The organism is Pseudomonas sp. LA5, from assembly GCF_028640825.1.
Classification (GTDB): domain Bacteria; phylum Pseudomonadota; class Gammaproteobacteria; order Pseudomonadales; family Pseudomonadaceae; genus Chryseomonas; species Chryseomonas aestiva.
In genome coordinates this window covers 37,685-58,802 of the sequence record NZ_JAQYZY010000055.1, presented here as the reverse complement: position 1 = coordinate 58,802, position 21,118 = coordinate 37,685, and the positions used below count along the sequence as shown (strand labels likewise).

The 21,118-nt window shown below is 65.8% G+C and carries 20 protein-coding genes and 1 pseudogene; 9 read left to right on the top strand and 12 right to left on the bottom strand.

Annotated features, from left to right (window positions below; translation table 11 throughout):
• Positions 1–125: 125 nt before the first annotated feature.
• Complete coding sequence (locus PVZ72_RS20895) at positions 126–530, bottom strand: DUF3597 domain-containing protein (protein WP_273862917.1); 405 nt, start codon at positions 528–530, stop codon at positions 126–128.
• Positions 531–775: 245 nt separating this feature from the next.
• Here PVZ72_RS20895 and grxD point away from each other — a divergent pair, with 245 nt between their 5' ends.
• Positions 776–1,102: a Grx4 family monothiol glutaredoxin gene (gene grxD / locus PVZ72_RS20890; RefSeq protein WP_017640308.1), complete on the top strand. Its 327-nt coding sequence runs from the start codon at positions 776–778 to the stop codon at positions 1,100–1,102.
• A 60-nt stretch (positions 1,103–1,162) separates the two neighbouring features.
• Here the strand turns inward: grxD and bfr are convergent, their stop codons facing one another.
• The 4 genes from bfr to pyrC all read right to left on the bottom strand — a co-directional run bounded on the left by bfr (position 1,163) and on the right by pyrC (position 3,875).
• On the bottom strand, positions 1,163–1,639 hold the full coding sequence (gene bfr / locus PVZ72_RS20885; RefSeq protein ID WP_017640309.1) for a bacterioferritin: 477 nt from the start codon (positions 1,637–1,639) through the stop codon (positions 1,163–1,165).
• A 192-nt stretch (positions 1,640–1,831) separates the two neighbouring features.
• Entirely contained in the window at positions 1,832–2,047 is a 216-nt protein-coding gene (locus tag PVZ72_RS20880; protein WP_007162750.1) for a bacterioferritin-associated ferredoxin, read from the bottom strand.
• Positions 2,048–2,157: 110 nt separating this feature from the next.
• Positions 2,158–2,829: a ribonuclease T gene (gene rnt / locus PVZ72_RS20875; RefSeq protein ID WP_273862925.1), complete on the bottom strand. Its 672-nt coding sequence runs from the start codon at positions 2,827–2,829 to the stop codon at positions 2,158–2,160.
• Positions 2,830–2,831: 2 nt separating this feature from the next.
• Positions 2,832–3,875 carry a dihydroorotase gene (gene pyrC, locus PVZ72_RS20870; protein WP_273862916.1) on the bottom strand — a complete coding sequence of 348 codons (1,044 nt, stop codon included), beginning with the start codon at positions 3,873–3,875 and terminating at the stop codon, positions 2,832–2,834.
• 141 nt (positions 3,876–4,016) lie between these two features.
• On the opposite strand from pyrC, the gene PVZ72_RS20865 reads away from it, so the two are divergent.
• Together PVZ72_RS20865 and PVZ72_RS20860 are read left to right on the top strand one after the other, a co-directional pair.
• On the top strand, positions 4,017–4,967 hold the full coding sequence (locus PVZ72_RS20865; protein WP_273862915.1) for a flagellar protein MotY: 951 nt from the start codon (positions 4,017–4,019) through the stop codon (positions 4,965–4,967).
• A gap of 117 nt (positions 4,968–5,084) precedes the next feature.
• Positions 5,085–6,302: an argininosuccinate synthase gene (locus tag PVZ72_RS20860; RefSeq protein WP_133859418.1), complete on the top strand. Its 1,218-nt coding sequence runs from the start codon at positions 5,085–5,087 to the stop codon at positions 6,300–6,302.
• A gap of 50 nt (positions 6,303–6,352) precedes the next feature.
• Here the strand turns inward: PVZ72_RS20860 and PVZ72_RS20855 are convergent, their stop codons facing one another.
• The 5 genes and pseudogenes from PVZ72_RS20855 to PVZ72_RS20835 form a co-directional block, all read right to left on the bottom strand.
• Positions 6,353–6,535: a PA3496 family putative envelope integrity protein gene (locus PVZ72_RS20855; protein WP_064307213.1), complete on the bottom strand. Its 183-nt coding sequence runs from the start codon at positions 6,533–6,535 to the stop codon at positions 6,353–6,355.
• 141 nt (positions 6,536–6,676) lie between these two features.
• Entirely contained in the window at positions 6,677–7,315 is a 639-nt protein-coding gene (nth, locus tag PVZ72_RS20850) for an endonuclease III (RefSeq protein ID WP_093249298.1), read from the bottom strand.
• Positions 7,312–8,307, bottom strand: a pseudogene (locus PVZ72_RS20845) (RnfABCDGE type electron transport complex subunit B); the annotation flags it as partial. The pseudogene PVZ72_RS20845 and the gene nth, both read right to left, overlap by 4 nt.
• A 171-nt stretch (positions 8,308–8,478) precedes the next feature.
• Positions 8,479–10,518 (bottom strand): methionine--tRNA ligase, encoded by a 2,040-nt coding sequence (gene metG / locus PVZ72_RS20840; protein ID WP_273862914.1) that lies wholly within the window; start codon positions 10,516–10,518, stop codon positions 8,479–8,481.
• A gap of 98 nt (positions 10,519–10,616) precedes the next feature.
• Positions 10,617–11,768 (bottom strand): M14 family metallopeptidase, encoded by a 1,152-nt coding sequence (locus tag PVZ72_RS20835; RefSeq protein WP_273862913.1) that lies wholly within the window; start codon positions 11,766–11,768, stop codon positions 10,617–10,619.
• A 122-nt stretch (positions 11,769–11,890) separates the two neighbouring features.
• Here PVZ72_RS20835 and apbC point away from each other — a divergent pair, with 122 nt between their 5' ends.
• From apbC to PVZ72_RS20810, 5 genes are all read left to right on the top strand, one after another.
• A complete protein-coding gene (gene apbC, locus PVZ72_RS20830) occupies positions 11,891–12,985 on the top strand; it encodes an iron-sulfur cluster carrier protein ApbC (RefSeq protein ID WP_273862912.1) in 1,095 nt (364 codons plus the stop codon).
• 80 nt (positions 12,986–13,065) lie between these two features.
• Positions 13,066–13,632: a dCTP deaminase gene (gene dcd, locus PVZ72_RS20825; protein ID WP_007162761.1), complete on the top strand. Its 567-nt coding sequence runs from the start codon at positions 13,066–13,068 to the stop codon at positions 13,630–13,632.
• 116 nt (positions 13,633–13,748) lie between these two features.
• The gene (locus PVZ72_RS20820; RefSeq protein WP_273862911.1) at positions 13,749–14,678 is read left to right on the top strand and encodes a chemotaxis protein CheV; all 930 of its coding nucleotides are present in this window, start codon (positions 13,749–13,751) and stop codon (positions 14,676–14,678) included.
• A gap of 72 nt (positions 14,679–14,750) precedes the next feature.
• Positions 14,751–15,554, top strand: a complete 804-nt coding sequence (locus tag PVZ72_RS20815) for an MOSC domain-containing protein (protein ID WP_273862910.1) — start codon at positions 14,751–14,753, stop codon at positions 15,552–15,554.
• Entirely contained in the window at positions 15,551–16,441 is an 891-nt protein-coding gene (locus PVZ72_RS20810; RefSeq protein WP_273862909.1) for a S66 peptidase family protein, read from the top strand. The genes PVZ72_RS20815 and PVZ72_RS20810 overlap by 4 nt, the downstream gene beginning before the upstream one ends.
• A gap of 22 nt (positions 16,442–16,463) precedes the next feature.
• Here PVZ72_RS20810 and PVZ72_RS20805 read toward each other — a convergent pair whose 3' ends face one another.
• Complete coding sequence (locus PVZ72_RS20805; RefSeq protein ID WP_273862908.1) at positions 16,464–18,317, bottom strand: pyruvate kinase; 1,854 nt, start codon at positions 18,315–18,317, stop codon at positions 16,464–16,466.
• Positions 18,318–18,529: 212 nt separating this feature from the next.
• Here PVZ72_RS20805 and nadA point away from each other — a divergent pair, with 212 nt between their 5' ends.
• Positions 18,530–19,588, top strand: coding sequence for a quinolinate synthase NadA (gene nadA / locus PVZ72_RS20800; RefSeq protein WP_158896537.1), 1,059 nt, complete (start codon positions 18,530–18,532; stop codon positions 19,586–19,588).
• On the opposite strand, the gene PVZ72_RS20795 is transcribed toward nadA, so the two are convergent.
• Complete coding sequence (locus tag PVZ72_RS20795; RefSeq protein ID WP_273862907.1) at positions 19,585–21,024, bottom strand: M48 family metalloprotease; 1,440 nt, start codon at positions 21,022–21,024, stop codon at positions 19,585–19,587. The two genes, nadA and PVZ72_RS20795, sit on opposite strands and share 4 nt — an antisense overlap.
• Between the last annotated feature and the right edge of the window lie 94 nt (positions 21,025–21,118).

The following is a 21,118-nucleotide window of genomic DNA, read 5'->3' as shown; positions in this document are numbered from 1 at the left end:
GCCGTTTCAAACGGCGGAAAGACCAAAGGCGAAATGGTATAAGTTCATGTCGCATTTTACCACCATCGCAGGCCAGGCCCTTCGGGCAGGGCGGCTGGCCCGAGACGGATCAGTTGGCGGTAGCCTTACAGCAGGTCGGCGGGAACGTTGCCGCCGTTGTCTGCCAGCTTCTGCAGGACGGCCTTGTGCAGCCACATGTTCATCTGGGCGGAGTCGCCCAGCTTGTCGGCCGGGCAGTTCAGTTCCTTGGCCAGTTCCTGGCGGGCGGTCAGGCTGCTGTCCAGGTCGAGGAGCTTGAGCAGGTCGACGATGGAGGTCTTCCAGTTGAGTTGCTCGCCTTTCTGAGCGGCCAGGCCATCCAGCTTGGCGGCGACGTCCACCTGGCTCATATGGTTGCCAGCACCTGCGGGGGCGGTGCTACCGGCGGGCGTGGTGGTCTCGGTGGCACCGGTAGTGGGCGCGGCGGCAGGGGTGTCCGCGTGGGCTTCACCGATGCCGAGCTTGGATAGGATGGTGCTGAACAGGCTCATGGAGTTCTCCTGGGGGTCTTGGATCAGGCTTACCGAGCGGCGCCTACCCTTAACCTGACCACGGCCGCGTCCGCAAAGTTTGCTCGGCGGCGCGCCGGATCGTGGTCATGGCGGCGAACGGTGGTGCCGGAGCGTGGTCGATTTGCAGGTCGAGCCGCGCCTGTCATGGGCTGGACGTCGCGGAAATCCCGGCGTTCCACCGGCCTTTCCGTTACAATCGTCCCACCGTATTAGCGAGGTGCATCGTGGAAATCATCGATACCATCAAAGACCAGATTGCCAACAATCCCGTGCTGCTCTACATGAAGGGTTCGCCGAACGCGCCTCAGTGCGGCTTCTCTTCCCGCGCCGCTCAGGTGCTGATGGCCTGTGGCGAAAAATTCGCCTATGTCGACATCCTGCAGAATCCGGAAATCCGCGCCAACCTGCCCAAGTACGCCAACTGGCCGACCTTCCCCCAGCTGTGGGTCGGCGGTGAGCTGGTCGGCGGCAGCGATATCCTGGCCGAGCTTTATGAGAAGGGCGAGTTGCAGACCCTGATCAAGCAGGCCGTGGAAACCAAGGACGCCTGAGTCCCTGGCCCATGAAAAAAGCCCGCAGCGTGCGGGCTTTTTTTATGGGCGGCTGCCCGATCAATCGTCGTCGTGCATCTGCGACTGGATGTAGTTCTCGATCCCGACGCTGGCGATGAGGCTCAGCTGGGTCTCCAGCCAGTCGATATGTTCTTCCTCGGATTCGAGAATGCTCTTGAGCATGTCGCGACTCACATAGTCCCGGACGCTCTCGCAGTAGGTGATGGCTTCACGCAGGTCGGCCACGGCGCTGATTTCCAGGCGCAGGTCGCACTGGATCATCTCCTGGGTGTTCTCGCCGATCATCAGCTTGCCCAGGTCCTGCAGGTTGGGCAGGCCTTCCAGGAACAGGATGCGCTCGATCAGGCGATCGGCGTGCTTCATCTCGTCGATGGATTCCTTGTACTCGTGATGACCCAGCTTGCGGATACCCCAGTCGTTGTACATCCGCGAGTGCAGGAAATACTGGTTGATGGCCACCAGTTCGTTGCCGAGGATCTTGTTCAAATGCTGGATGACGGTGATATCGCCTTTCATGGCCGGACCTGCAAATCGGGTGGGATTGCCGGCAGTCTGAGCGTGGGAGGGCCCTTTGTCAAAAGCTTAAGTTGTTGAAAAATCGACGAAAATCGAACGGTAATCGAAAGCTTTTCCATCCTTTCCGTAAGCGTTTGATTAGACAATAAAAAAGCCGGACGCAAGGTCCGGCTTTTTTTGCAGGGGTATCGCTCAGGCGCGTGGGACGTCCAGCGCATAGGCGAGCTGCTGGGCGCCGTGCAGCTCACCGAGGGTTTCCTTGACCACCTGCTTGGCGAGGCAGGCGCACTTGCCGCACTGGGTGGCGCAACCCGTGCTTTCCCGGACTTCCCGATAACTGCAGCAGCCCTCATAGATGGCTTCGCGAATCTGCTTGTCGGTCACGCCACGGCAAAGACACACGTACATGGATCGCCTGCTGTATGAGTGGAGGTGCCGCCAAAGCTAATGACAATGAGAATGATTGTCAAAGTTGTAGGCGGCAAAATCTCATTAACGGCAGGGCGGGCGACGGACGGTCAGTCGAGATCGACCCAGCCGCCCATCTCCCGCCAGCGATTGACGATGCCGCAGAACAGCTCGGCGGTCTTCTCGGTGTCGTAGCGGGCCGAGTGGGCTTCGCGGTTATCGAACTCGATACCGGCGGCCTGGCAGGCCTTGGCCAGCACCGTCTGACCATAGGCCAGGCCGGCCAGGGTGGCGGTATCGAAGCTGGAGAAGGGGTGGAAGGGATTGCGCTTCAGGCCGCAGCGCAGCACAGCGGCATTGAGAAAGCCCAGGTCAAAGCTGCTGTTGTGACCGACCAGGATGGCTCTCTTGCAGCCGTTGGCCTTGAGCGACTTGCGCACGCCCTTGAAGATCTCGCTGAGCGCCTGCTCCTCGCCCACCGCCATGCGCAGCGGATGGTCGAGCTTGATGCCGGTGAACTCCAGCGCCGCCGGCTCGATATTGGCGCCGGCGAAGGGTTCGACGCGGAAGAAGTAGGTGTGATCCGGATAGAGCACTCCGTCCTCGTCCATGGCCACCGTAGTGGCGGCGATTTCCAGCAGGGCATCGGTGGCGGCATTGAAGCCACCGGTCTCGACATCCACCACCACCGGCAGGTAGCCACGGAAGCGGCGCGCCATGGGGATGCGCGAGTCGGACATCGGCTGGCTGGCGTCCAGTTCCTCGCTGAAGGTCTCGTCCATGCTCATGCGCCCACCTCCAGACGCCAGCGCAGGGTCTCGCCGGCGCGCAGCGGAATCACCTCGTGGTCACCGAAGGGCAGGGAGGTGGGGGCCTGCCAGTCCTCGCGGACCAGGGTGACGGTCTCGGTATTCCGCGGCAGGCCGTAGAAGTCGGCGCCGAAATGGCTGGCGAAGCCTTCCAGACGGTCGAGGGCATTGCGGCTCTCGAAGGCCTCGGCATAGAGCTCCAGGGCGCCGTAGGCGGTGTAGCAGCCGGCGCAGCCGCAGGCCGCTTCCTTGGCGTGACGGGCATGGGGTGCCGAATCGGTGCCGAGGAAGAACTTGGGATTGCCACTGGTGGCGGCGTCCAGCAGGGCGCTCTGGTGGGTGTTGCGCTTGAGGATCGGCAGGCAATAGAAGTGCGGCCGGATCCCGCCCACCAGCATGTGGTTGCGGTTGTACAGCAGGTGGTGGACGGTGATGGTGGCACCGACGTTGGCCGGGGCCTCGCGCACGAAGGCAGCGGCATCACCGGTGGTGATGTGCTCGAACACCACCTTCAGCGTCGGGAAGCGCTGGACGATACGCACCAGGTGCTCGTCGATGAATTTCTTCTCGCGGTCGAAGACGTCCACCTCGGCATGGGTGACCTCGCCGTGCACCAGCAGCGGCAGGCCGATCTCGGCCATGGCTTCCAGGGTGGGAAAGAGGTTGTCCAGCGAGGTCACGCCGGAATCGGAATTGGTGGTGGCGCCGGCCGGATAGAGCTTGGCGGCGTGCACGAAGCCGCTGGCCTTGGCGCTGCGTACCTCTTCCGGGCTGGTGCGGTCGGTGAGATAGAGCACCATCAGCGGTTCGAAGCGGCTGCCGGCCGGGCGCGCGGCCAGGATACGCGCGCGGTAGGCGGCGGCCTGCTCGGCATTGCGCACCGGTGGCACCAGGTTGGGCATGACGATGGCGCGACCGAATTCCCGGGCAGCGTCGGCGACGGTCTGCGGCAGGGCGGCGCCGTCGCGCAGGTGAATGTGCCAGTCATCGGGACGGGCAAGGGTGATCCGGTCGGTCATGCGGGATTCCAGGCTGCGGGAAAGTGGGGAAATGCTACCGGAAAAGGGGGTAGCCGGCATCCGTGCGGCGGGACCGTACTCAAGTTTTCCGCGCCTCCGACCGATAAGAAGCCCAGGTACTTTTTCTTTCCGGAGTCCGACGTGCGCCCGCGTTACCTCGTCCTTTCCTCTCTGCTGCTTGCCGTGCCGGCCTGGGGGATGACCTTCCAGAGCCGGCTCGAGAGCGTGGAATGGAAGGTCGAGGGCGACATCTTCGCCTGTCGCCTGCTGCAGCCCATTCCTCGTTTCGGCAGCGGCGGCTTCCTGCGTCGCGCGGGCGAGTCCACGGTGTTCGAGCTACGGCCCAATGGTCAGTGGCTGCCGGCGGGCAGTGCCAGCCTGAAGGCGGCGGCGGTGCCCTGGAAGCCGGGGCTGGGCGATATCAGCCTCGGCTCGGTCAAGGTCGTCGAGGGCGAGCAGGCGCTGGCCACCAGCGCGCAGCAGGCGCAGCGGCTGCTGGCGGGGTTGATGGAAGGGCGCATGCCCCAGGTCAGTCGCGCGGGCGCCCTGGACGACCGGGTCGAGGTCCGGCTGCTGCCGGTGCGCTTCGAGCCGGCCTACCAGCAGTTCCAGGCCTGTACCCAGAAGCTGCTGGCGGTCAATTTCGAGCAGATCCGCCATTCCCAGGTCAATTTTCCGGGCGGCGGGGATACCCTGGACGATCTGGCCAAGGCCAAGCTCGATCTCATCGATGAGTACCTGAAGGCCGATCCGACGGTCAATCACGTCATCGTCTCGGGCTACAGCGACAACCAGGGCACGCGCCTGGATAACCGCCAGGAGTCCCGGCTGCGCGCCATCGCGGTGATGGAGTACCTCAAGAGCAAGGGCTTCGCCGCGGAGCAGATCGAATTGCGCTTCTTTGGCGAGCAGTACCCCGTGGCGCCCAACAGCAGCAGGGCCAATCGCGCGCTCAATCGCCGGGTGACCCTGGTGTTCTCGCGGGTGCCGCCAAGCGCCGAGCCTCCAGCTGCGGCAACCACCAGCACCGCGGCCAATCCGGCCGAACCGCCGGCGCCCACCCCGGCACCGCCGGCCAAGCCCAAGGGCTGATCCGCCCCGACCGCATGTCGCCCAGACATCAGAGTGCGTCGCGCCCCTGTAAAAGCAGCGAGGCGACCAGTAGAATTGTCGCTTTCCGACTCAACGCAACACACGGGAGCGAACGGCATGGCGGATGTGAAGAAGGTAGTCCTGGCGTATTCCGGCGGCCTGGACACCTCGGTGATCCTCAAGTGGCTGCAGGATACCTATAACTGCGAAGTGGTGACCTTCACCGCTGACCTCGGCCAGGGCGAGGAAGTCGAACCGGCACGCGCCAAGGCCAAGGCCATGGGCGTCAAGGAAATCTACATCGACGACCTGCGCGAAGAGTTCGTCCGCGACTTCGTCTACCCGATGTTCCGTGCCAACACCGTCTACGAAGGCGAGTACCTGCTGGGTACCTCCATTGCCCGTCCGCTGATCGCCAAGCGCCTGATCGAGATCGCCAACGAGACCGGCGCCGACGCCATCTCCCACGGCGCCACCGGCAAGGGCAACGACCAGGTGCGTTTCGAGCTGGGCGCCTATGCGCTCAAGCCGGGCGTCAAGGTGATCGCACCCTGGCGCGAGTGGGACCTGCTGTCCCGCGAGAAGCTGATGGACTACGCCGAAAAGCACCAGATCCCGATTGAGCGCCACGGCAAGAAGAAGTCGCCGTACTCCATGGACGCCAACCTGCTGCACATCTCCTACGAGGGCGGCGTGCTGGAAGACACCTGGACCGAGCACGAAGAAGACATGTGGCGCTGGACCAAGTCTCCGGAAGCCGCGCCGGACACCCCGACCTACCTCGAGCTGACCTACCGCAATGGTGACATCGTCGCCATCGACGGCCAGGAGCTGAGCCCGGCCACCGTGCTGGCCGAACTGAACCGCATCGGCGGCGAGAACGGCATCGGTCGCCTGGACATTGTCGAGAACCGCTACGTCGGCATGAAGTCCCGTGGCTGCTACGAGACGCCTGGCGGCACCATCATGCTCAAGGCCCACCGCGCCATCGAGTCCATCACCCTCGACCGCGAGGTGGCTCACCTCAAGGACGAGCTGATGCCCAAGTACGCCAGCCTGATCTACACCGGCTACTGGTGGAGCCCCGAGCGGCTGATGCTGCAGAAGATGATCGACGCCTCCCAGGCCAGCGTGAACGGCGTGGTACGCCTGAAGCTGTACAAGGGCAACGTCATCGTTGTCGGCCGCAAGTCCGACGAGTCGCTGTTCGATGCCAACATCGCCACCTTCGAAGAAGACGGCGGCGCCTACAACCAGGCCGACGCGGCGGGCTTCATCAAGCTCAACGCCCTGCGCATGCGCATCGCTGCTGGCAAGGGTCGTACCCTGCTGTAAGGGTCGCCGCGCAACGCAAAACCCCAGCCTCGGCTGGGGTTTTTCATGGGCTACAGATCGAAGTCGTACTCGGAGATCTGCCGCTTCAGGCGACGCTCTTCGAGCATGTCGTCGATCAGACGCCGCTTGGTCAGATTGGTCTTGCTGATGACGATGGGCTCGACGGTTTCAGGCGTCTCGCCATCGGTCTCGAAATCTTCGTCTACATCGATGTCGCTTTTGTCTTCGGCCATGGGTAACTCCGGCAAGGCTGGACAGGGTCACACGCCAGTCATCGACGGGGCTGCGGACCTTTTCGCGCACCTTATAGCGACAAAGCAAGGGCCGGTAAAAAAGATTTTTTCAATCGCCAAAGGGCTTTGGTGCGCCCTTTTTCAATCGTCAGAGGTTTTTGCCTTGTATTCGCAGAGATCCTCGATGCGGCAGCTGCCGCAGCGGGGCTTGCGCGCCTGGCAGACATAGCGGCCGTGCAGGATCAGCCAGTGGTGGGCATCCAGCAGGAAATCCTTCGGCACCACCTTGAGCAGCTTGAGCTCGACCTCCACCACGTTCTTGCCCGGGGCGAGATTGGTTCTGTTGCTGACGCGGAAGATATGGGTATCCACCGCCATGGCGAGCTGACGGAAAGCGGTGTTGAGCACTACGTTGGCGGTCTTGCGCCCCACGCCGGGCAGGGCCTCCAGTTCCTCGCGGGTCTCGGGCACCGCACCGCCATGGCGTTCCAGCAGCAGCCGGCAGGTCTCGATGACGTTCTTGGCCTTGCTGTTGTAGAGCCCGATGGTCTTGATGTACTCCGACAATCCCGCCACGCCCAGGTCCAGGATGGCCTGGGGCGTGTTGGCCACCGGATAGAGGCGGGCGGTGGCCTTGTTGACGCTGACGTCGGTGGCCTGGGCCGAGAGGATCACCGCGATCAGCAGCTCGAACGGCGAGGCGTAGGCCAATTCCGTCTTGGGATCGGGGTTGTCCTCGTGCAGCCGGCGAAAGATCTCCAGGCGTTTGGCGGCATTCATCGGTCGGTTCGCTCTTCCAAGGCCGTGAGGTGGTGAGCCGCCTGCTGAGCGGCGCTGCGCAGGGTTTCCAGCTGGGCGCTCTGCGGGGGTGTGGGCTCGCTACCGAAGGCCCGCTCGGCCTTGGTCAGCTGGGCGCGTGCCAGGGTGGCAGCGATCCGCGCCTGCCTGAGCGCAGCGGGGTCGGCGGACGGCTGCGCCAGGGCCGGCGCACTGGCGCTGGCGGGCCCCTGCTGCGCCCTGTCGAGGGCCGTCTGCGCCTGCTGGGCCGCTTCACGCAACTGCTGCACCTGGGTTTCCAACGCGGGCGTACCGTACTGGACCAATTGCCGCTCGGCCTTCTGCAGGGCGACACGCGCCATGGCGGCAGCGATCTTCAGCGGCTTGAGTGAGGATTCCGCCGTGGCGAGGGGCTCTGCAGCCGTGGCGGTCGCAGGTGGCACCTGACGGCGCTGGCGCTCGGCGTCCAGTCGTTCGCGGTCCCGTTGCAGGCGGGACTGGCGGGCGTCGAAGCGGCGCCGATAGTAGTGCGCGCGCTGACGCTCCGCCGTGCGGTCGACCGGTGCCGGGACCGCCACCAGATCGATGCAGTCCACCGGGCAGGGTGCCAGGCACAGCTCGCAACCGCTGCATTCGTTCTCGATCACCGTGTGCATCAGCTTGGCCGCGCCCAGGATGGCATCGGTGGGGCAGACCTGGATGCACTTGGTGCAGCCGATGCATTCATCCTCGCGGATCACCGCGCGCTGGCTGGGTGTGACCGGATAAGGCGAGTCCAGGGGCAGCGTCGGGCGCTGGAGCAGGGTCGAGAGTTCCAGGATGGTGGCCGCGCCACCGGGCGGGCACTTGTTGTGCGCCTCACCCGCGGCGATGCCCGCCGCATAGGGCTGGCAACCGGGGTGGCCGCATTTGCCGCACTGGGTCTGCGGCAGCAGGGCGTCGATGGCGGTGATGAGGGTGGCGTGAGCGTTCATGATCAGGGTCGGGGCTGGAGGAAGAACGGCGCCCTGAGAGCCTGCTCAAAGTCGGCTGCGCGTCGGCCAAACTGCGTTGAAAATGGCTTCGGAATGCTCATTTACGCTTTGTAAACTCCGCTTCCTCAGCCATGTTCGCCTTGTTTGTCGCTAGCTCGCTCGCCTTTGAGCAGGCTCTCGGCGCCGTTGCTGTCACATCACCCGCTGGCCGGGCTTGGCGCCGCTGTCGGGACTGAGCAGGTGGATCTCGCTGCCGCCGGGGCCGGCGGCCAGGACCATGCCTTCGGAGACGCCGAACTTCATCTTGCGAGGCGCGAGGTTGGCGACGTACAGGGTCAGGCGGCCTTCGAGCTGGCTCGGCTCCGGGTAGGCGCTCTTGATGCCGGAGAAGACGTTTCGCTTGGCATCGCCGATGTCCAGGGTCAGGCGCAGGAGCTTGTCGGCGCCTTCGACGAATTCGGCTTTCTCGATCAGGGCGATGCGCAGGTCGACCTTGGAAAAGGTATCGAAGTCGATGGTCTCGGCCAGCGGGGCCTTGCTCAGTTCGCCATTGCCGGCGGGCTGGGGAGCGGCCTGGGCAGCCAGGTCTTCCTTGGAAGCGTCGATCATGGTCTGCACCTTGGCGGGTTCGATGCGGGTGAGCAGGGGCTGGAAGGCGTTGAGCTGATGATTGGCCAGGCGGGTGTCGAGGTCGGCCCAGGTCAGGGGGGCGACGTTGAGGAAGGCCTCGGCGGCGGCGGTCAGGTTGGGCAGTACCGGCTTGAGCAGGATCGCCAGCTGGCGGAACAGCTCGATGCCCTGGGCGCAGATGGCCTGCACTTCGTCGGCCTTGCCGTCCTGCTTGGCCAGGCTCCAGGGCGCCTGGTCGGCGATCCAGGCGTTGGCGCGGTCGGCCAGGGCCATGATCTCGCGCATGGCGCGGCCGAAGTCACGGGTCTCGTAGGCCTCGGCGATGCTGGGCGTGGCGGCGCGGAAGGCGGCTTCCAGCTCGGGCGCGGCCTGGGCGTCCACCAGCAGGCCGGCATTGCCCTTGTGGATGAAGCCGGCGCAGCGGCTGGCGATGTTGACCACCTTGCCCACCAGGTCGGAATTGACCTTCTGCACGAAGTCCTCGAGGTTCAGGTCGATGTCCTCGACGTGGCGAGAGAGCTTGGCGGCGAAGTAGTAGCGCAGGTATTCGGGATTCAGGTGATCCAGGTAGGTGCGCGCCTTGATGAAGGTACCGCGGGACTTGGACATCTTCTGGCCGTCGACGGTGAGGAAACCGTGGACGCTCAGCGCGGTCGGCTTGCGGTAGCCGGCGCCTTCGAGCATGGCCGGCCAGAACAGCGCATGGAAGTTGACGATGTCCTTGCCGATGAAGTGGTACAGCTCGGCGGTGCTGTCCTTGTTCCAGTAGGCGTCGAAGTCCAGGTCGTCGCGACGATCGCAGAGATTCTTGAAGCTGGCCATGTAGCCGATGGGCGCGTCCAGCCAGACATAGAAGTACTTGCCCGGAGCGTCGGGGATCTCGAAGCCGAAGTAGGGCGCATCCCGGGAGATGTCCCATTCCTGCAGCCCGGCGTCCAGCCATTCGGCGATCTTGTTGGCCACCGATTCCTGCAGGGCACCGCTGCGGGTCCAGCCCTTGAGCATCTCGGCGAAGTCGGGAAGCTTGAAGAAGAAGTGCTCGGATTCACGCAGCACCGGGGTCGCGCCGGAGATGGCCGACTTGGGATCCTTCAGTTCGGTGGGCGCATAGGTGGCGCCGCACTTCTCGCAGTTGTCGCCGTACTGGTCGGCGCTGCCGCACTTGGGGCAGGTGCCCTTGATGAAGCGGTCGGCCAGGAACATCTGCTTGTCCGGGTCGAAATACTGGGTGACCGGCCGGGTGGCGATATGGCCCTTCTCGCGCAGCTTCAGGTAGATGGCGCGCGACAGCTCGCGATTCTCTTCCGCGTGGGTAGAGTGGAAGTTGTCGAAGGCCACGCCGAAGTCGGCAAAGTCGGCGCTGTGCTCGCGCTTGACGTTGTCGATCAGCTGCTCGGGCGTGATGCCCTCGCGCTCGGCGCGCAGCATGATGGCCGAACCGTGGGCGTCGTCGGCGCAGACATAGATGCACTGGTTGCCGCGCAGCCGCTGGAAGCGGGCCCAGATGTCGGTCTGGATGTACTCGACCATGTGGCCGAGATGGATGGAGCCGTTGGCATAGGGCAGGGCGCTGGTGACGAGAATCTTGCGGGGCTCGGTCATGGTCTTGGCTGGATCGCGGCGCTGATAAATTGACCGACCATCATAGCGAAATGGCCGGTCGGTTTCATCCGTGGGGATGGGCGATGACTGGAGCTGGCCTAGAGATCGGCCAGTTGCCAGTAAAGAGCGCTGACCATGGCCGCGCCCAGGGCGGCGCTGCGGGCACCGTTCCAGCCGACGTCCGGGCGGGGATCGTTGGCGTTGTCCTTGAATGGCAGCTCCAGGGTCAGGGCCAGGCAGCCATGGGTATAGCCGACGTACTTGGTGGCGAGCTTGAGGGTCTCGCTGCCGAAATGACCGCGGGGATAGCCGTACCGGGTCTGGAAATCCGGGCTGGCGCGCTGGAAGCGCTGCAGGAAGGCCTGCTGCTCGGCTTCCTCGCGCTCGCCGAAGGTGGGCAGACCGTTGCAGCCGTCGACGAAGACATAGGGCAGGGCCTCGTCGCCGTGGATGTCGAGGAACAGGTCGCAGCCGCTCGCGGCGATGGCGCGGCGTACCGCCAGCACCTCGGGACTGCGTCCTTCGTCCGGCTCCAGCCATTCGCGGTTGAGGTTGGCGCCGGCGGCGTTGGTGCGCAGATTGCCCAGCGCCGAGCCGTCGGGATTCATGTTGGGCACCACGTGCAGTACCGCATGCTCCAGCAGCTTGGCACCGACCGGGTCGCCCTGGTGTTCGCCCAGGCCGAGCAGGCGGCGCAGCAGGCCTTCGACGAACCACTCGGCCATGGGCTCACCGGGGTGCTGGCGGGCGATGATCCAGATGTTCTTCTTGCCAGCGCCTGGGGTGCCGATGCGCAGCAGGTCCAGCGAACGTCCCAGCAGCGAACGGCCGACGGTTTCCAGACGGACGGCGGGATGGCGTTGCGCCTCGCCCATGAAGGCCAGGTGACGGCTCTCCGGATAGGGTTCGAAATAGGCGAAGAACAGGCTGTCGTGTTCCGGGGTGACGGTCCAGCTCAGGGTCTTGCCGTCATAGCGGCTGGGAATGCGGAACCACTCCTGGCCGCAATAGCTGGCGACCACGCCATAGTCGCGCCAGCCCTCTGGGTAGGCGCACTCGCCGGCGTTGTCGAAGCTCAGCTGGCAGGGCAGGCCGCGGGCGCCTTCGAGACGGAAATGGAACCACTGGGTGAAGGGCGAGGCGGTGTCCGGGCGGATGCGCAGGCGGATGTCCGCGTGATCGGCCAGGGACAGCACCTCGACGGCGCCGCTGTCGAAGGTGGAACTGATGTGCAGGGAAGAGGCGTTCACGCAGGACTCCACGGGCGAGGGGAAAGCCGGGAGTGTAGCGCCGCGTGGATAGGCTTTAGCAAGGACAGTGGGTAGCATAGGCCGCAGCTTCTCTTTCCTATCCGCTGTTTCCGGGAGTCCGCATGACCGCTCCGACTCGCGAGGCCATCGAGGCCGCGCTGCGCCAGTATCACGATCCCTATCTCGAACAGGACCTGCTCAGCGCCGGCGCCCTGCGCGACCTCGCGCTGGACGGTGGCAGGGTGCGCGCCCGCTTCGAGCTGGGCTATGCCGCCGGACTGTTCAAGGGTGGCCTGGCCCAGGTGCTCAAGACCGCGTTGGAGAACGTGCCCGGGGTCGAGACCGCCGAGATCCAGGTCGATTGCCTCATCGCGCCTCACGCCGCCCAGCCGCAGCTGGAGGCCATGGGCAACGTCAAGAACATCATTGCCGTGGCCTCGGGCAAGGGCGGGGTGGGCAAGTCCACCACCGCCGCCAACCTGGCCCTGGCGCTGGCCCGCGAAGGGGCCCGGGTCGGCGTGCTGGACGCCGACATCTATGGCCCCAGCCAGGGCATCATGTTCGGTTTCGCCGAGGGCACCCGGCCCGAGGTGCGCGACGAGAAGTGGTTCATCCCGCTGCAGGCCCATGGTGTCGAGGTCATGTCCATGGCCTTCCTGACCAATGACAAGACCCCGGTGGCCTGGCGTGGCCCGATGGTCTCCGGCGCCCTGATCCAACTGATCACCCAGACCGCCTGGAACGACCTTGACTACCTGGTGATTGACATGCCGCCGGGCACCGGCGATATCCAGCTGACCCTGGCGCAGAAGGTGCCAGTGGCCGGCGCGGTGATCGTCACCACGCCCCAGGACCTGGCCCTGCTGGACGCCAGGAAGGGTGTGGAGATGTTCCAGAAGGTCAACATCCCGGTGCTCGGGGTGGTGGAGAACATGGCGGTGCACATCTGCTCCAACTGCGGCCACGCCGAGCACCTGTTCGGCGAAGGCGGCGGTAGCAAGCTGGCCGAGCAGTACGGCGTGGATCTCCTGGCTTCCTTGCCGCTCGCCATGGCCATCCGCGAGCAGGCCGACGCCGGACGTCCCACCGCCATCGCCGATCCCGACAGCCAGATCGCGCTGATCTACCAGGAACTGGCGCGCAAGGTCGGCGCCCGCATCGCCCAGGGCGGCCAGGCCGGCGGCGGCATGCCGACCATCACCGTCAGCGACGACTGATTTCGTGCGTTCGCCTTTGAGACCGCGCCGCTATCCAATACAATGCGCGGTCAATTTTTCGCCCCGGAGCTAGACCTGCCATGAGCATCAAATCGGACAAGTGGATTCGCCGCATGGCCCAGGAGCACGGCATGATCGAGCCCTTCGTCGAGCGCCAGATGCGCGGTGCGGACGACAGCCGGGTGATCTCCTACGGGGTGTCCAGCTACGGCTACGACGTGCGCTGCGCCAACGAATTCAAGGTGTTCACCAACATCCATTCGGCGGTGGTGGACCCGAAGAACTTCGACGACAAGAGCTTCGTCGACGTGGTCAGCGACGTCTGCATCATTCCGCCGAACTCCTTCGCCCTGGCCCGCACCGTGGAATACTTCCGCATCCCGCGCGACGTCCTGACCATCTGCCTGGGCAAGAGCACCTATGCCCGCTGCGGCATCATCGTCAACGTCACCCCGCTGGAGCCCGAGTGGGAAGGCCACGTGACCCTGGAGTTCTCCAACACCACGACCCTGCCGGCCAAGATCTACGCCAACGAGGGCGTGGCCCAGATGCTGTTCCTGCAGTCCGACGAGGCCTGCGAGGTCTCCTACAAGGATCGCGGCGGCAAGTACCAGGGCCAGCGCGGCGTGACCCTGCCACGCGCCTGATCCGCAGCTGTTCGAGCGAAGCCGCCTGTTGGGCGGCTTCGCTGTTTCCGGGCCTCAAGAATCGACCGCTGCCGCCGATAGCCTGTGACCTGACTTATCTTTGGAGTGGACTTTCCATGGCCGGCATTCTCGACACCGTCGATCAACGCACCCAGCTGGTTGGCGAGAATCGTCTGGAAATTCTCATGTTTCAGCTGTCCAGCCGGCAGATGTTCGCCATCAACGTGTTCAAGGTGCAGGAAGTCCTCAAGCTGCCGCGCCTGACCCAGATGCCCAAGCGCCATCCGATGATCTGCGGCGTCGTCCACCTGCGGGGTCAGACCCTGCCGGTGATCGATCTGGCCGCCGCCATCGGCATGCGACCCATCACGCCCGACGAGAACAGCACCATCATCGTTACCGAGTACAACCGCTCGGTGCAGGCCTTCCTGGTCGGCAGCGTCGATCGCATCATCAACCTCAACTGGGACAGCATCCAGGCTCCGCCCGGCGGCGCTGGACGCCAGCACTACCTGACCGCCATCACCCGCATCGAAGACCGTCTGGTGGAGGTGATCGACGTGGAAAAGGTGCTGGCCGAGATCGCCCCCTACAACGTCAAGGTCTCCCAGGAGCGCCTGGCCGATCCGCTGCTGGCCAAGGCTCGCGGTCGCGAGGTGCTGCTGGTGGACGACTCCAGCACCGCCATCGGCCAGCTGCGCGACACCCTGGTGCAGCTGGATCTGAAATTCCACGTCGCCACCGATGGCCTGCAGGCCCTGCGCAAGCTCAAGGCCTGGGCCGACGAGGGCGTGGTGCTGACCGAGAAGCTGCTGATGGTCCTGACCGATGCCGAGATGCCGGAAATGGACGGCTATCGCCTGACCACCGAGATCCGCCAGGATTCGCGGCTCGCCGACCTCTATGTGGTGCTGCACACCTCGCTGTCGGGCAGCTTCAACGAAGCCATGGTGAAAAAGGTGGGCTGCAACGCCTTCCTCTCCAAGTTCCAGCCCGATCAACTGGTCGAGGAAGTACGCCGGCGCCTGGCGCTGGCCGAGGAGTAATCCTCGCGGTTTCGCCGCTCCGGCGCCTCCCTTACACTGGCGGCCTTTGTCCGCCGCCAGGAAGCCGCGCCCATGTCGCACCTCAGTGCCCTCTATCGTTATCCCGTCAAGTCGACGGCCGTGGAATCCCTCGTCCAGGCCGAGGTGGATGCCCTGGGCCTGGTGGGTGACCGCCGCTGGATGGTGGTGGATGCCGACACCGGCCGCTTCCTGACGCTGCGCCAGCTGGCGCAGATGAATCACATCGAGGCGCGCTGGCTGGCTGCCGACCGGCTGCGCCTGAGCGCGCCCGGCCGGACGCCGCTCGAGGTGGCGGTGCCGGATACCACCGGCGAACAACTGGGCGTGACCATCTGGCGCGACACCCTGCAGGCGCCGGTCGCCGCGGCGGCAGATGCCTGGTTGAGCGACTTCCTCGGTCGCCGCTGCCGCCTGGTGCACATCGCCGAAAGCCATGCCCGGCAGATCAATACCGATTTCGCCGAGCCGGGGCAGAAGGTGCATTTCGCCGACGGCTTCCCCTTGCTGCTGACCAGCGAGGCCTCCCTGGCCGATCTGGTGGCGCGGGTAGGCAAGCCGCTGGACATGCTGCGCTTCCGGCCAAATCTGGTGGTGGAGGGTACGCCCGCATACGCCGAAGATGGCTGGAAGCGCCTGCGCATCGGCGCGGTGGACTTCGCCGTCGCCTGTCCCTGCTCGCGCTGCATCGTCATCACCCAGGATCCGCTGACCGGTGAAAAGGATCCGGATCGACAGCCGCTCACGGCCTTGCGCGAATACCGCTTCCAGGACAATCGCATGCTGTTCGGCATGAACGTCATCCCCCTGGGGCGCGGCACCATCGAAGCCGGCATGCCGGTGGAGGTGCTGGAATGAATCCCGTGCGGCGTGTGGCGCTGGTCAGTCCGGCGGGTGCGGTCAAGGAAGAGCTGGTCACGGTGGCGATCGAGCAACTGCAGGCCGCCGGCATCGAAGCGGTGCTGGGCGAACAGGCGCTCAAGCGCCATCGCTATCTCGCCGGTACCGCCGAGGAGCGCGCCGCCGATCTGCACTGGGCTTTCAGCCAGGCGGACGTGGATGCGGTCTGGTGCCTGCGCGGCGGTTACGGATCCGCGCAACTGCTGCCCTGGCTGGACTGGTCGCGGCTGTCCAGCAGCAAGGGCCGGCCGCTGATCGGCTATTCCGACCTGACGGTGCTGCTGGAGGCCTTTCACCGCCGCGGTCTCACCGCCATCCACGGCCCGGGCGCCCTGGATTGGGGGCGTCGTGACGAGGATCCGGCTACCCAGGCGGCCCGTACCCGCTCGCTGGAATCGGTCCTGGAACTGTGCGCGGGCAGCCGTCCGGCCTGGCAGCTGGAGCGCCTGGCCGGCCCGACCCAGGTGCCTGCCGGCGAACTGATCGGCGGCAACCTGACTACCCTGGCCAGCGTGGTCGGGACCGCCGCTGCCCTGCGCCCCCACGACGGCGCCATCCTCATGCTGGAAGACGTCGGCGAGCCCTACTATCGACTGGAGCGCAGCCTCTGCCAGTTGCTCGGCAACCTCACCGAGCACCGCATCGGCGCGGTCTGCCTGGGCACCTTCACCGACTGCCCGCCGCGTAACGTCGAGCAGTCGCTGGAAGAGATCTTCGTCGAATGGCTGGCGCCGCGCGGCATCGCCCTCTATCGCGGCCTGCCCAGCGGCCATGGGCCGGAAAACCAGGCCTGGCCCTATGGCGCCCGCGTGCGTCTGGAAGCGGGTCGCCTGCAGGTGCTTTAAGCCTGACCAGCCCCTGGGCGGATCAGTCCGCCCAGGGCGAAGCCAGTTCCAGCTTGCGCAGCAGCTGGCGCTTCTTGCTGTTGTAGCCCTGCATCCGCACCAGCAGTTCATCCAGGGTGGCGACCGCCTTGAGGATGTGCGGGCCCTTGTTGAGCATCACGCATTCGGCGCGGACCCCGGTGGCGGCATCGGTGATCTCGGCGCGCGAAGGCGAACCCTTCTTGGCCAGGTTTTCCAGCACCTGGGTCGCCCAGATCACCGGCACGTGGGCCGCTTCGCACAGGCAGAGAATGTCCTCTTGCAGCGCCGCCAGGCGCTCGAAGCCGCCTTCCACCGCCAGGTCGCCGCGGGCGATCATCACGCCGAAGCCGCCGCGCTGCATGCCCGCCAGCAGCAGTGCGGGAAGGTTGTCGAAGCCCCGACGGGTTTCTATCTTCAGCACCACACCCAGGTGCTCGGCCTGCAGGCGCTCCAGTTCCGCGAGCAGCGCGCGGACGTCGTCCGCGCTGTTGACGAAGGACATCTCGATGCCGTCCGCATGCTCGGCGGCAAAGGCCAAGGCCGCGAGGTCCTGTTCGCCCAGCGCTGCCAGCCGCAGGGTACTCTGGGGAAAGTTGATGCCCTTGTCGCCCTTGAGCTTGGCGCCGCCCGGCGCCTGGGTGATGCGGATCTGCAGCGCGTCCTGATCGGCGCGTTCGATCAGCCCGCCGATCTTGCCATCGTCGAACCAGACCGGCTCGCCGCTACGGACGTCGGCGAACACCTGGGGCAGGGTGCAGCCCAGGGTGGCGGGTGTCAGCAGGCACCCGCCGCTGTCCTGGCTGGCGGGCCGACCGGGCGTCTGGTCGGCGGTCAGGATCAGCAGATCGTCCTCGGCCAGCCGCAGGGCGCCCGGCTGCGGGGCGAAGTCGCCGATGCGGCTGTGCCGCCTGCGTCCATCGCGATCGACGCTCAGGCGCAGGCCGGGCGTGAGGTAGGTGGTCTTGGTCGCCTCCGCCCAGCAGCCGCGATCGCCGACCTCGACCACCGTCCAGCGCCGCCGCGCCTGCCGGGTGTCCACCAGGCGGATGCAGTCGCCCGCCTGCAGATTCTTCAGCCAGCGTTCGCCCACCTGGAGGCTGGCAGTCGCCGGGGAGGGCGCTGGTCGCGGTCGGCGGCGGCCGGTCAGCCAGATCCGCGCCGGCTGGCGGACGCGGCCCTGGGCGTCGCGCTCGGGCTTGACCTTCTTTACCGCCACGCCCGTGGCGATGGGCCCGGTGCGCAGCTTGGGGCCCGGCAGGTCCATGAATACCTTGCAGGGCTGGTCCAGCTCCGCGCTGGCCCGCCGCACGTGTTCGATCATGCGCGTCCAGCTGGCCGGTTCGTCGTGGGCGCAGTTGATGCGCGCGCAATCCATATGGCCCGCCAGCAGGTCGCGTACCAGCGCATAATCGTCTGCGGCCTCGCTGGGCAAGGTGACCATGATGCGTACCTCCCGCGCGGCGGCGGGCGTGCCGAACAATGCCCGCGCATGGTCTGCCAGGGGATTGGCGGCCATGGTCGTCGGCCGCGTCGCCGGGCGGCCACCGAGCAGGCGCTCCAGGGTGTTGATGAGGGTCGCCACGGTCGGCAGCACGGCGGCTTCGGAGCGCCCCAGGGACGATAGCCCCAGGGCGGAGAGTTGCAGTTGCAGGTCATGCAGATCGTTGTCGCGCAGTGTCAGATAGGCGAGCAGATTCTGGGCACTGGCGCGGTAGGCGGGATTGAGCGCCTGCCGATCCAGCCGCGGCTCGGCGGCGGCCTGCTCCAGGGCACCTTGCAGGGCGCGTAGCTTATCCAGCAGGGTGGCGAGAGCCTGATCGGAGGTTCGGGAACGCGAGGTCGAACGGGACGGCACGCTAGATCTCCAGCAGAGGGCCCAGGCGAGACGCTCACCGGGCGTTCCTGTCTCGGACCCATGGCCGCCGCAGAAGTGAAAAGCCAAGTGTTGCCAGACATTAGCGGCAGATGGCCACTGCTCGCGGAGGCTGCCGCTGGCGCCCATAGGGAGTCGGCGAGGATGCTGCTATGATGCGCGGCCTTGACGACCCCCGTTTTCAGGTACCCGCCATGGTGCAGATTTCCGAACGTCTCCTGGTCCAGGCCCATCTGGCCGCCAAGCAGCCCAAGGCGCTCGGGCCGGACGAGATCGCGGCCTACAAGACCGCCATCGCCCGCGAGCTCAAGGCGCAGAACGCGGTGCTGCTCGCCCATTACTACACCGATCCGCTGATCCAGGCGCTGGCCGAGGAGACCGGCGGTTGCGTCGCCGATTCCCTGGAGATGGCCCGCTTCGGCAATCGCCACCCGGCGTCCACCGTGGTGGTGGCCGGGGTCAAGTTCATGGGCGAGACGGCCAAGATCCTCAATCCGGAAAAGCGCGTGCTGATGCCGACCCTGGAGGCCACCTGCTCCCTGGACCTGGGTTGCCCGGTGGAGGAATTCTCCGCCTTCTGCGACCAGCATCCCGAGCGCACCGTGGTGGTCTACGCCAACACCTCGGCCGCGGTGAAGGCCCGCGCGGACTGGGTGGTCACCTCCGGCTGCGCGCTGGACATCGTCGAGCATCTGATGGACAACGACGAGACCATCCTCTGGGCGCCCGATCGCCACCTGGGTCGCTATATCCAGCGCGAAACCGGTGCCGACATGCTGCTGTGGGAAGGCTCCTGCATCGTCCACGAGGAGTTCAAGGCCAGCCAGCTGGAAGACCTCAAGCGGCTCTATCCGGAAGCGGCCATCCTGGTGCATCCCGAGTCGCCCGAGGCGGTGATCGAGCTGGCCGACCATGTCGGCTCCACCAGCCAGATGATCAAGGCGGCCCAGACACTGCCCAATCGCCAGTTCATCGTCGCCACCGATCGCGGCATCTTCTACAAGATGCAGCAGGCCTGCCCCGACAAGACCTTCATCGAGGCGCCCACCGCCGGCAACGGCGCCGCCTGTCGCAGCTGCGCCCACTGTCCCTGGATGGCGATGAACACCCTGGAGCGCACCCTCAACTGCCTGCTCGACGGCTCCGGCGAGGTGCTGGTCGATCCGGCGCTCATCCCCCGGGCGGTCAAGCCGCTCAAGCGCATGCTCGACTTCACCCAGGCGCTGCAGCTGCAGACCAAGGGTAACGCCTAGCGCAGGATCTCTTCGCTCAGCTTGCGCTGGGCGATCATTTCCTGCTGGCGGGCGTCGATCCGCGCGGCCAGCTGATAGTTGCTGGCGGCGCGCTGCTTGGCGAACCCCAATTGCTGGATCGCCTGGTTGTAGTCCCCGGTCAGGGCGAAGTACTCGGCTCGTGCCTGATGCACCCCGACCAGATCCCCGGCCTGGCCGCGAACGTCCGCCGCCTGATTCCACAGGTCCGGATCGATCGGCCGCTGCTTGATCAGTTTGTCGAGCAACTGGCTGGCGGCCTTGGCCTGCTTGGTGCGGCCGAGCATGTCTACCTGGGCCAGACTCACGGCCAGATCGTCCGGATAGAGGTCCATCAGCCGCTGCACGCGTTTCTGAGCGTCAGGCAGGCGATTGGCGGTAATGTCCAGATCGACCTGGGCGAGGTTGTAGCTGATGTCGTCCGGGGCCTTGCGCAGCAGCGGCGCGAGGGTGTCGCGCGCCTCGTTTAGCTGGCCCTGCTTGGTCAGTCCCATGGCCAGGCCATAGCGCACCGGATCGTTGTCCGGAGCCTCCTGCAGCTGGGCGCGATAGCGCTTCACCAGCAGGCCGGCGGTCTCCTCGAAGTACATCTGGGTGCGCACCTTCATCAGCTGGAAGCGCGTGCTGTCCTCGACGCCGCCCTTGGGAAAACGCTCGGCTCGCGCCTGGGTATCGGCGATCCGGCTGTCGGTGACCGGGTGAGTCAGCAGGAACTCCGGTGGGGTACGGTCATAGCGATACTGGCGGGCGAGCCGACCGAACATCTCCGGCATGGCACGCGGATCGTAGCCGGCGCGCTCAAGATTGACGATGCCGACGCGGTCAGCCTCCTGCTCGTTAAGGCGGGAAAAGCGCAACTGGCTCTGGATCGCCGCCGCCTGGGTCGAGGCGATGGCGGCGATTCCCACGTCGCCACCGCCGGCCGCGGCCGCAACGATTCCGGCGAGCAGGGCCGCCATCAGCGGCAGCTGCATGCGTTGCTGGTTTTCCACCCCGCGGGCGAAGTGGCGCTGGATCAGGTGACCCAGTTCGTGGGCCATGACCGCCGCGTACTCGGCTTCGGTTTCCGATTTGAGGAACAGCCCACCATTCACCCCGATCACCCCGCCGGGCGCGGCGAAGGCGTTGATCTCGGGGTCCTTGATCAGGATGAAGACCAGGCGGTGATCCTGCAGGTCGCTGGTCTCGGCCAGCTTGTAGACGGTCTGTTCGACGAATTGCTTGAGCTGCGGATCGTTGATGGTCGGGACCTGGCCGCGGAGCATGCTCAGCCAGGCGCGGCCCATCTGAAACTCCTGCTCGGGCGAGACGATCGAAGAGCTGGCATCGCCCAGCGACGGCAGATCGTTCGCCCCCTGCGCCAGAAAGGGCGCGGCGAGCAGCGCCAGGGACAGCAGGGCGGGGCGCAGGACGTTCATGGCAAGACTCGTGGCCGCAAAAGCGCTACTTTAGCGGCCCGTCGTCTGGGTGCCTAGCAACCCCGGGCACTGACGCAGCCCCCAATGGAGAATC